Here is an 11,767-nt window from a genome sequence, read left to right as displayed (position 1 = left end):
GATGTAAAATTTGGAGGTAAAATAACTATGACTGCAGAAAAAATTACTCAAGGAACTGAAGGATTAAACGTACCTAATGAACCAATTATCCCATTTATTATCGGTGATGGAATTGGACCGGATATTTGGAAGGCAGCAAGCCGAGTTATAGATGCTGCTGTTGAGAAAGCCTATAATGGCGAAAAACGCATTGAATGGAAAGAAGTGCTAGCTGGCCAAAAAGCATTTGATACAACTGGTGAATGGTTACCTCAAGAAACACTTGATACAATTAAAGAATATTTAATTGCTGTTAAAGGACCTTTAACAACACCAATTGGTGGTGGTATTAGATCATTAAATGTGGCTTTACGCCAAGAATTAGATTTATTTACTTGCTTAAGACCGGTACGTTGGTTTAAAGGAGTACCATCACCTGTTAAACGTCCACAAGATGTTGATATGGTTATTTTCCGTGAAAATACTGAAGACATTTATGCTGGTATTGAATTTAAAGAAGGTACAACAGAAGTTAAAAAGGTAATTGACTTCTTACAAAACGAAATGGGTGCGACAAACATTCGATTCCCAGAAACTTCAGGTATTGGTATTAAACCAGTTTCTAAAGAAGGAACTGAGCGATTAGTTAGAGCAGCTATACAATATGCTATCGATAATAACCGTAAATCAGTTACTTTAGTTCATAAAGGTAATATTATGAAATTTACAGAAGGCTCATTTAAGCAGTGGGGTTACGATTTAGCATTATCTGAATTTGGTGATCAAGTATTCACTTGGCAACAATATGACGAAATTGTTGAAAATGAAGGCAGAGATGCTGCTAATGCTGCTCAAGAAAAAGCTGAAAAAGAAGGCAAGATTATCATTAAAGATTCTATTGCTGACATTTTCTTACAACAAATTTTAACTCGTCCAGCTGAGCATGATGTTGTAGCAACTATGAACTTGAATGGTGACTATATTTCAGATGCTTTAGCTGCACAAGTTGGTGGTATTGGTATTGCGCCAGGTGCAAACATTAATTATGAAACAGGTCATGCTATTTTTGAAGCAACACATGGTACAGCTCCAAAATATGCAGGTTTAAATAAAGTGAATCCATCTTCAGTAATTTTAAGTTCTGTATTAATGTTAGAACATTTAGGATGGCAAGAAGCGGCAGATAAGATTACAGATTCAATTGAAGATACAATTGCTTCAAAAGTTGTTACTTATGACTTTGCCCGTTTAATGGATGGTGCTGAAGAAGTTTCTACATCAGCATTTGCAGATGAATTGATTAAAAATTTAAAATAAGCAAAATAAAATTAGGTGAGTCTAGCAACTTTAATTGCTAGGTTCGCCTTTTTAAATGAATTGAAGTTGGCAACAGGATAGAAATAATAAAGAGTCACCAATGATTGATTATGTAGTGTTTCTTACACATTAGACAAAGCGAATATGTACATAAGCTTAGGAATAAATGAGTAAAACTCATGCATAGGTAGTGGGATAGAAATGCTATTTTTACAAAATTTATTTCGTTGTCCCAGAGTAAGTCATGCAAATGATAGAAGGAAATATAAGAAGTATTTTATTTATATGTAAAGTAATGTAAAAAATGTGTAAAGATAATGTGTAGGATGTTATTTTTATAAATAGTTCGGTTATAATGTAAATATAATTATAAGTTAGGGAGGCATACCATGTCGCAAAAAGTGTTGGTAGTAGATGACGAACATTCAATCGTAACATTACTTAAATATAACTTAGAAACAGCTGGTTATGAAGTTGTTGTCGCATTTGATGGTGATGAGGCTTTAGAAAAGGTAGAAAGTGAACAGCCAGATTTAATTATTTTAGATGTTATGCTACCTAAAAAAGATGGCATTGACGTATGTAAGACTGTAAGAACAAATAAAAATTTAGTCCCTATATTAATGTTAACGGCGAAAAATGATGAATTTGATCGGGTATTAGGTTTAGAATTAGGTGCCGATGACTATATGACTAAGCCTTTTTCACCTAGAGAAGTTGTTGCCCGTGTGAAAGCCATTTTAAGACGTTCTCAATTTGTAAAAGAAGTAGAAGAGATTGACGATGATATTACCATCGGATCGATACGTATTAGACCCGATTATTTTGAAGTATATAAGCATAATGAGTTATTGGAGCTAACACCGAAAGAATTTGAACTCTTGCTTTATTTGATAGAAAGACAAGGCAGAGTCATTACGAGAGAGCATATGTTAAATACGGTATGGAATTATGAATTTGCAGGAGACTCAAGAATTGTTGATGTACATATCAGTCATTTAAGAGATAAATTAGAAGATAATCCTAAGAAGCCACAACTTATTAAAACTGTGCGTGGCTTAGGCTATAAATTGGAAAGACCTAAAGAACAATGATGAAGTTTCACCACCGCTTAATGTTATTGATAAGCAGTATATTAATTATCAGTTTTGTTACATTAGGCATTATTATTCACGCTTCCATCACATATGTTTTATCAGAAAAACACGAACAAGCTCTAGCAACAGATGCAAGATCATATATTTATTTAGTCCAAGATAATGAGATTGATAAAGTTAAAAAAATTGTAAAACAGCAAAATATAGATTTATTGATAACTAAGCATGATAAAAAGGTGTTTAGTAGTGGCAAACTGAAAGCTATCCCAAATAGTGATAGCTATATTCAAAAAAGGGACGTTTTTATTTTTAATAAGAAGGTTAACGGTTATCATGTATGGATTAAAGGTTACAATAACGATATTACAGAAATGCATTGGACGTTGTGGAAATATCTTATTTTGACATGTTTAGTTGTACTCATTTGTCTGTATTTTGCAAGCCGTAGTTTTAAGCGTACATTAATCCGTCCCATTCAAGAAGTTACTTATGCAACACAATTGTTGGCAAATGGTTATTATCACATACGTGTACCTGAAAGTAATGTTGTAGAAACTAAAGCGCTTTTTGTGTCTACCAATGATTTAGCACGACGCCTTCAAAAGCTTAATAATGAGCAAAAAATTCAATCCAACCGTTTAAAAACAACGATTGAAAATATTCCAAGTGCTATTTTAATGATAGATCGAAATGGAAAAATCGTTGTTGCAAATAAAGCGTATTATGAACAGTTCAACATCTCGCATAATATTGAACAAGTAGGCTATCACGGCTATGTTAATACTGAAATTGAGCAATTAATTTTAGAAAGTTTTAAAGTTGAAAAACCTATTTATGAACAATTGGAAGTTGCAATAAACCAAGTCCATGCCAAGTACTTTGATATTTCATGCGTTCCGATTTTAACTAGGTCTCAAAAAAGTTTGCAAGGGATTTTAGTTGTGATGCATGATATAACAAATCTGAAACAACTTGAAAATCTAAGACGTGAATTTGTAGCAAATGTTTCACATGAATTAAAAACACCTATTACTTCAATTAAGGGGTTTGCTGAAACGCTTATTGATGGTGCAAAAAATGATGCGGAATCATTAGACATGTTTTTAAACATAATTTTAAAAGAATCAAATCGAATAGAATCTTTAGTAACAGATCTGTTAGATTTATCGCATATTGAGCAACATACAGAGTTAGATACAGACTATATGAATTTATCAGATTTAACGCGGCGTATTATTGATAATATGATGACTCAAGCCAATCAAAAAAATATTTCCATTCATACTGATATTGAAAAAGATGTCATTGTTAAAGCACAAGAAAGTAAAATTGCTCAAGTTATCACGAATTTGTTAACGAATGCAATTAACTATTCTTATGAAGATGGAGATATTAACGTTCGTGTGTATCGAGATGACTTTCGTGTCATTTTCGAAGTACAAGATTTTGGTATAGGTATTAAATTAGAAGACCAACAACGTATTTTTGAAAGATTTTATAGAGTAGATAAAGCACGAAGTAGAGATTCTGGTGGGACAGGTCTTGGATTATCAATTACAAAGCATATAGTAGAGGCCCACCAAGGCAATATTGAAGTGAATAGTCAAGTTGGCAAAGGCTCAACGTTCAAAGTTATTCTAAAAGATTATAAAGAATAAAAATTAAAGTGGTAACAGCGCGTGTATTTTTCACGAAGTTGTTGCTGCTTTTTTATTTCGTTCAAATCTCTATTGGTATTAAATTAGAGTTAATGAAGTGGAATAAATTCGGTTGTCAATTTTGTCATTTGTATATGTCGATTTGTAAGTTATAAGTAATAGATTGTTGTGAATCAAGCAATTTTATAATATATTTATTATAATAAAGAAATTTTAGTAACGCGCTTGAAATAGATGCTTAATTAAAAAGTAATAAGTTTTATTTGAACGGAAATAAATCTTAATTTAAACACTTGAATAGACAAGTGTAATCATTCGTCATAGAAAAAGACGAGGGGCGATTTAGATAAATTGTTGAAAGTAATATTAAATACCTTGTTTATCTAATTTGATTGAGGAAACATGCATAGGTGAAAATTAGAAATACATTAAAAATATTGAATTAATTTTTCGACCTACAAGTTGAGGAAAATTTAACTAGATTTGAGGATTAGCAAAGTGAAAACAATTCAATTACACAAGACAACTTTGATATTAATTGCGATATTATTGTTTTATACTTTTATGGGTATCTTACTACCACTCATGCACGATGATTTACAATGGTTTAGCAATTATAATACTGATATTTTAAAAGTAGGATTTGCATCACTTAATGGTCGCTATATCGGAAATATCTTTGAAATTATAGCTGTACATGTAAGCTGGTTACGTTGGCTTTCATATGGCCTCATTAGTATGGGCATCATTTGGATGATTATGCACATTACACGTTGTAAAGCGTGGACAAGCTATTATTTGTTAGCATTTTCTTTAATGTTAATTTTACCAAGTGCTATTTATGCAGATACATATGGCTGGTTTGCAGGATTTTATAATTATGCGACATCAACACTAATTTCACTCTTTATTATTTATTATTGTATTAATGCAATTATATATAAAGAAAAGCAGCCGGTAAGTGTTACTGTACTATTCTATGTTTTATGCTTCTTCGGTCAATTATTTATGGAGAATGTGACATTATTCCACTGTATCATTTTAATTTTAGCTTTTCTGTATGAATTTACTGCAAATCGAACACTTAATTATAAATTATTGTTTTCATTTATGATTGCTACTATAGGTACAATCATTATGTTTTCCAATCCAAATTATCGCAAAATTTTATTTGAAGGATCAGAATATCAACAAGTTTCAAATAATCAAGGTATCTTTTCAAAATTTGCAGAAATGATATCAACGTCACTTCCATATGGTGTCATTTTCAGTCAGATTATAATTTTAAGTATGATTGCAGCGCTTATTATTTATCTACTGCTTAGAAGTGATCGGTATGTACATTTAACAATATTAAAGCGTCGTATCATTATGATAGGATTTATCACTTTACCGCTTTATTATTTACTATTTTACAATCAGTTTTTATTAAATAAAAATACAGATATTGGATTGGTTGGTTTTGTGAACGTAATTGTATGTGGTTACTTTGCGTTTTCGATATTTGTAGGTATTTATTTGTCTATTAATGATCGTAAAACACAAATCACTTTATATTCCTTACTTATTGCAATATGTGTTTCGGCGTCGACACTAGTCATTGTTACTCCAATAGAACCAGGTAATTTTTTGATTGTTTATACGATACATGTAATCATTTTAATTATTTTATTAAAAGAATTTCGGAAATATAAGTCAATCAATGTTAATTTTATTAAAGGTGCATCACTAGTTTTAGCTGTGATATATCTTAGTGCATTTATTTATGTTCATTATGAACATGAAAAAAGAGTTCAGTTATTAAAACAACAAATTAAAGATCATCCACGACAAGAGGTTTATACAGTGGAATCATTGCCGTTTGAACATTATATGCATCATCCGTCACCAATCAATAAAAATTACCAAGAGTGGTTTAATAATTATGAAGAATTACCGAAAATGACCAAAGTTAAATATATTCCATTTGGTTCAGACGATTCATAACTTATTCTTACCTATAAAAATTTAAAATAGCAGCATAAAAATATTAAAAAGTAGACATAATCATGAAATGATAATGTGCATCTCAAAAGTTGGACTTTTAACCTGACTTTATGGAGTGCTCATCAAGAACAATCATGATTATGTCTTTTTTATTTTTTAGCTAAGTCTATATAGGCACTTGTTTTATTTGAAATTAGGTCGTGTATAAATACTCTATGAGATAGTTTCTTTAATTACGACATCACAGTCGAATATGCTAAAATATATATAAATTAGTTCTGGAGGTTAAAATTGTGAATAAATTAGTATTAATCGATGGTAATAGCTTAAGTTTTAGAGCTTTTTATGCATTACCTTTGTTATCAAACAAAGCAGGCATTCATACCAATGCAGTATATGGTTTTGCAATGTTACTAGAGAAGATTTTAAAAGAAGAAAAGCCAAATCATTTTTTAGTAGCGTTTGATGCAGGTAAAACGACTTTCAGACATGAAAAATATAGTGAATATAAAGGTGGACGCCAGAAAACGCCGCCTGAACTAAGTGAGCAATTTCCTTATATTCGCCAATTATTAGATGCTTATCATATTAAACGTTATGAATTAGATAACTATGAGGCAGATGATATTATCGGAACTTTAAGTAAAGAAGCAGATAAAGCGGGCTTTCAGACAATTATTATTACGGGAGACCGAGATTTAACACAACTTGCAACGGATAATGTAACCATTTATTACACTAAAAAAGGTGTTACTGATGTTGATCATTATACACCTGACTTTATTGCGGAAAAATACAACGGGTTAACACCTAATCAAATTATTGATATGAAAGGATTAATGGGAGATACTTCTGATAATATACCAGGTGTTGCAGGTGTTGGAGAGAAAACAGCAATAAAATTGCTAAACCAATTTGACACAGTAGAAGGTGTCTATGAACATTTAGATGAAATTTCAGGTAAAAAGTTAAAAGAAAAACTTCAAAATAGCAAAGAAGATGCATTAATGAGTAAAGAATTAGCAACGATTAATGTAGATAGTCCGATTGAAGTAAAACTTGAAGATACGTTAATGACTCATCAAGATGAACAACAAGAAAAAATCGAATTGTTTAAGAAGTTAGAATTCAAACAATTGTTGGCTGACATTGATCAATCAGCAAGCGTTGAAGATGCAATAGAAAAGACATTTGAAATTGAAACGTCTTTTGATAATATTGATTTTACTTCATTGAAAGAAGCGGCCATCCATTTCGAATTAGACGGTGGTAACTATTTGCGAAATAATATTTTAAAATTCTCTTTATTTACAGGTGAGAAACATATTGTAATTAATGCGGATGACATAAATAATTATGTCGAACTAGTTTCATGGTTAGAAAATCCGAATTCGAAAAAAGTCGTATATGATGCTAAAAAAACATATGTAGCATCACATAGATTGGGGATTGATATTCAAAATATTTCTTTCGATATTATGTTGGCCAGTTATATAATTGATCCATCTCGTACGATTAGTGATGTTCAATCAGTTGTTTCATTGTACGGTCAAAGTTTTGTGAAAGACGATGTGAGTATATATGGAAAAGGTAAGAAATTTAAGGTACCTGAAGATGATGTTTTAAATCCATATGTTGCTTCTATTACTGATGCAATTTACTTTGCGAAACCAAATATGGATAAACAATTAGAAGAATACAATCAGGTAGAACTCTTGGCTGATTTAGAGCTACCGCTAGCTAAGATTTTAAGTGAAATGGAAGAAATTGGTATATTTACAGATGTTCATGATTTAGAAGAAATGGAAAAAGAAATTCAAGAAAAATTAGACGTCTTGATTCGAAATATCCATGATGCAGCTGGTGAAGATTTTAATATAAATTCTCCTAAGCAATTAGGTGTTGTATTGTTTGAGACATTACAATTACCTGTTATTAAAAAGACGAAAACAGGATATTCTACTGCTGTAGATGTCTTAGAGCAATTGCAAGGTGAACATCCTATCATTGATTATATTTTAGAATATCGTCAATTATCTAAGTTACAGTCTACTTATGTTGAAGGATTGCAAAAGGTAATTAGTGATGATCAACGTATCCATACACGTTTTAATCAAACTTTAGCGCAAACTGGACGTTTATCAAGTGTAGATCCTAATTTACAAAATATTCCGGTTAGACTTGAAGAAGGGCGTAAAATAAGAAAAGCCTTTAAACCAACTTCAAAAGATAGCGTTATATTATCAGCAGATTATTCTCAAATTGAATTGCGTGTATTAGCACACATTACACAAGATGAGAGTATGAAAGAAGCATTTATCAACGGCGATGATATTCATACAGCAACTGCTATGAAAGTATTTGGTGTAGAAGCTGATCAAGTCGATAGTTTAATGCGTCGTCAAGCAAAAGCAGTTAACTTTGGAATTGTTTATGGGATAAGTGATTATGGTTTAAGTCAAAGTTTAGGTATTACTCGTAAAAAAGCAAAAGCATTCATTGATGATTATTTAGCTAGTTTCCCAGGTGTAAAACAATATATGTCTGATATTGTAAAAGATGCCAAAGCTTTAGGTTACGTGGAAACATTGCTACATCGTCGACGCTATATTCCTGATATTACGAGTCGTAACTTTAATTTACGCGGCTTTGCTGAACGTACTGCTATGAATACGCCAATACAGGGCAGTGCTGCAGATATCATTAAACTGGCAATGGTTAAATTTGCTCAAAAAATGAAAGAGACAACATATCAAGCTAAACTATTATTACAAGTACACGATGAATTAATTTTTGAAGTACCTAAGTCAGAAGTAGATTCATTTAGTGAATTTGTAGAAGAGATAATGGAAAATGCATTGCAATTAGATGTTCCATTAAAAGTAGACTCAAGTTATGGTGCAACCTGGTATGATGCAAAATAAAGTGAGGTTAATGGTATGCCCGAATTACCAGAAGTAGAACATGTAAAAAGAGGAATTGAACCCTACGTTATAAATCAAAAAATTGAACACGTTATATTTTCGGATAAAGTAATCGAAGGTAAAGCTCAAGGCAAGGAAACAATTATAAAAGGAATTGAATTAGATACTTTTAAAACTTTATCGGAAGGCTATACCATTACAAATGTAGAACGAAGAAGTAAATATATCGTTTTTCAGCTAGATAATAAACGAGAACAACGTACATTAATTAGTCATTTAGGTATGGCGGGCGGTTTTTTCATTGTAGATGAACTTGAAGATATTATGATACCTAATTATCGTAAGCATTGGCATGTTATTTTTGAGTTGTCAAATGACAAAAAGTTAATTTATTCAGATATACGTCGTTTTGGAGAAATTAGAAATGTTGCGTCTGTAGCATCTTATCCTTCATTTTTAGAAATAGCGCCTGAACCTTTTTCAAATGAAGCATTGACGTATTATTTAAATCGAATTCATCAACAGTCTAATAAGAATAAACCAATCAAACAAGTGATTTTGGATCATAAAGTAATCGCAGGTTGTGGAAATATTTACGCATGTGAAGCGTTGTTTCGTGCAGGTGTTTTACCAGATAAAAAAGTAAAAGACTTAACACACCAACAACAAGAAATGGTTTTTTATTATGTTAGAGAAGTACTAGAAGAAGGTATTAAATATGGCGGTACAAGTATTTCAGATTATCGTCATGCTGATGGAAAAACTGGTGAGATGCAATTGCATCTTAATGTATATAAGCAGCCGGTATGCAAAGTGTGTGGAAGTCAAATTGAAACAAAAATCATCGCGACAAGAAATAGTCATTATTGTCCAGTATGTCAAAAATAAAGAAAGAGTGAAATTATGCCGAAAGTTATTGGTCTAACAGGTGGAATCGCCTCAGGAAAATCAACAGTATCAGAACTCTTATCCGTATTCGGTTTTAAAGTAGTAGATGCTGATAAAGCAGCCAGGGAAGCTGTTAAAAAGGGGAGTAAAGGTTTAGCTCAAGTACGAGAAGTCTTTGGTGATGAAGCAATTGATGAAAATGGTGAGATGAATCGTCGTTATATGGGTGATCTAGTGTTTAATCATCCAGAAAAACGCTTAGAATTAAATGCTATCATACATCCTATCGTGCGAGATATTATGGAAGAAGAAAAGCAAGAATATTTAAAACAAGGATATAATGTAATCATGGATATTCCATTATTATTTGAAAATGAATTGGAAAATGCAGTAGACGAAGTGTGGGTTGTATACACTTCTGAAAGTATACAAATGGATCGTTTAATGCAACGTAATAATTTGTCATTAGAAGATGCGAAAGCACGTGTCTATAGCCAAATTTCTATTGATAAAAAAAGCCGAATGGCCGATCATGTTATCGATAATTTAGGGGATAAACTTGAATTAAAACAAAACCTTGAGAGATTGTTAGAAGAAGAAGGTTATATTGAAAAGCCGAATTACGGAGAAGAAGATTAATATTACACTATAAATAAGTCATTACTTTACGTACGCGTTGATGTATGTAAGTAATGACTATTTTTTATAAAAAAGATAAATAAATCAACGGAAAACGCTTTCAAATTTCATATAATATGCTATACTAATTCCATAAAGTATAACACATAAAGATCAAGGGGTGCTTTTAATGTCAACGAATATTGCAATTAATGGTATGGGTAGAATTGGAAGAATGGTATTACGTATTGCATTACAAAATAAAAATTTAAATGTAGTAGCGATAAATGCTAGTTATCCACCCGAAACAATTGCACATTTAATCAATTACGATACGACACATGGAAAATATAATCTAAAAGTTGAACCGATTGAAAATGGATTGCAAGTTGGAGATCATAAAATTAAATTGGTTGCTGATCGCAATCCTGAAAACTTGCCATGGAAAGAATTAGATATCGATATTGCTATAGATGCAACTGGTAAATTTAATCATGGTGATAAAGCCATCGCACATATTAAAGCAGGTGCCAAAAAAGTTTTGTTAACTGGTCCTTCAAAAGGTGGACATGTTCAAATGGTAGTTAAAGGCGTAAATGATAACCAATTAGATATAGAAGCATTTGACATTTTTAGTAATGCTTCATGTACTACTAATTGCATTGGTCCAGTTGCAAAAGTTTTAAATAATCAGTTTGGAATAGTTAATGGTTTAATGACTACTGTTCACGCTATTACAAATGACCAAAAAAATATTGATAATCCACATAAAGATTTAAGACGTGCACGTTCATGTAATGAAAGCATTATTCCTACTTCTACTGGTGCGGCGAAAGCTTTAAAAGAAGTATTACCAGAATTAGAAGGTAAATTACACGGCATGGCATTACGTGTACCAACAAAGAATGTATCGCTCGTTGATTTAGTTGTTGATTTAGAAAAAGAAGTAACTGCAGAAGAAGTAAACCAAGCTTTTGAAAATGCAGGTTTAGAAGGTATCATAGAAGTCGAACATCAACCACTAGTGTCTGTTGATTTTAATACTAATCCAAATTCAGCTATTATTGATGCAAAATCAACAATGGTCATGTCAGGGAATAAAGTAAAAGTTATTGCTTGGTATGATAATGAATGGGGTTATTCAAATAGAGTTGTAGATGTTGCTGAGCAAATTGGAGCACTTTTGACATCAAAAGAAACTGTAAGTGCAAGTTAATACAATTAATTTATAGCCTAACTCTGACTTCGGAGTTAGGTTTTTTATTTTTAATACAATAATATTGTCATGCAAATTACTTAA

At 31.5% G+C, this 11,767-nt stretch carries 8 protein-coding genes; all 8 read left to right on the top strand.

Annotated features, from left to right (window positions below):
- Positions 1-27: 27 nt before the first annotated feature.
- On the top strand, positions 28-1,296 hold the full coding sequence (gene icd / locus JG553_RS05635; protein ID WP_000123165.1) for an NADP-dependent isocitrate dehydrogenase: 1,269 nt from the start codon (positions 28-30) through the stop codon (positions 1,294-1,296).
- 389 nt (positions 1,297-1,685) lie between these two features.
- On the top strand, positions 1,686-2,390 hold the full coding sequence (locus JG553_RS05630) for a response regulator (protein WP_000080028.1): 705 nt from the start codon (positions 1,686-1,688) through the stop codon (positions 2,388-2,390).
- Complete coding sequence (pnpS, locus tag JG553_RS05625; protein WP_011443641.1) at positions 2,390-4,051, top strand: two-component system histidine kinase PnpS; 1,662 nt, start codon at positions 2,390-2,392, stop codon at positions 4,049-4,051. The genes JG553_RS05630 and pnpS overlap by 1 nt, the downstream gene beginning before the upstream one ends.
- A 498-nt stretch (positions 4,052-4,549) precedes the next feature.
- The gene (locus JG553_RS05620; protein WP_000849439.1) at positions 4,550-6,037 is read left to right on the top strand and encodes a hypothetical protein; all 1,488 of its coding nucleotides are present in this window, start codon (positions 4,550-4,552) and stop codon (positions 6,035-6,037) included.
- A 293-nt stretch (positions 6,038-6,330) separates the two neighbouring features.
- Positions 6,331-8,961 carry a DNA polymerase I gene (gene polA / locus JG553_RS05615; RefSeq protein ID WP_001038308.1) on the top strand — a complete coding sequence of 877 codons (2,631 nt, stop codon included), beginning with the start codon at positions 6,331-6,333 and terminating at the stop codon, positions 8,959-8,961.
- 15 nt (positions 8,962-8,976) lie between these two features.
- Positions 8,977-9,849, top strand: coding sequence for a bifunctional DNA-formamidopyrimidine glycosylase/DNA-(apurinic or apyrimidinic site) lyase (gene mutM, locus JG553_RS05610; RefSeq protein ID WP_001114452.1), 873 nt, complete (start codon positions 8,977-8,979; stop codon positions 9,847-9,849).
- Positions 9,850-9,864: 15 nt separating this feature from the next.
- Complete coding sequence (gene coaE / locus JG553_RS05605) at positions 9,865-10,488, top strand: dephospho-CoA kinase (protein ID WP_001127160.1); 624 nt, start codon at positions 9,865-9,867, stop codon at positions 10,486-10,488.
- Between the two features lie 169 nt (positions 10,489-10,657).
- Complete coding sequence (gene gap, locus JG553_RS05600) at positions 10,658-11,683, top strand: type I glyceraldehyde-3-phosphate dehydrogenase (RefSeq protein WP_000106141.1); 1,026 nt, start codon at positions 10,658-10,660, stop codon at positions 11,681-11,683.
- Positions 11,684-11,767 lie beyond the last annotated feature (84 nt).

The sequence above is a fragment of the Staphylococcus sp. T93 genome (assembly GCF_016743875.1).
GTDB classification, from domain to species: Bacteria; Bacillota; Bacilli; order Staphylococcales; family Staphylococcaceae; genus Staphylococcus; species Staphylococcus aureus.
Note: the sequence above shows the minus strand (reverse complement) of the source record. Positions and strands in the feature narration are given on the sequence as shown.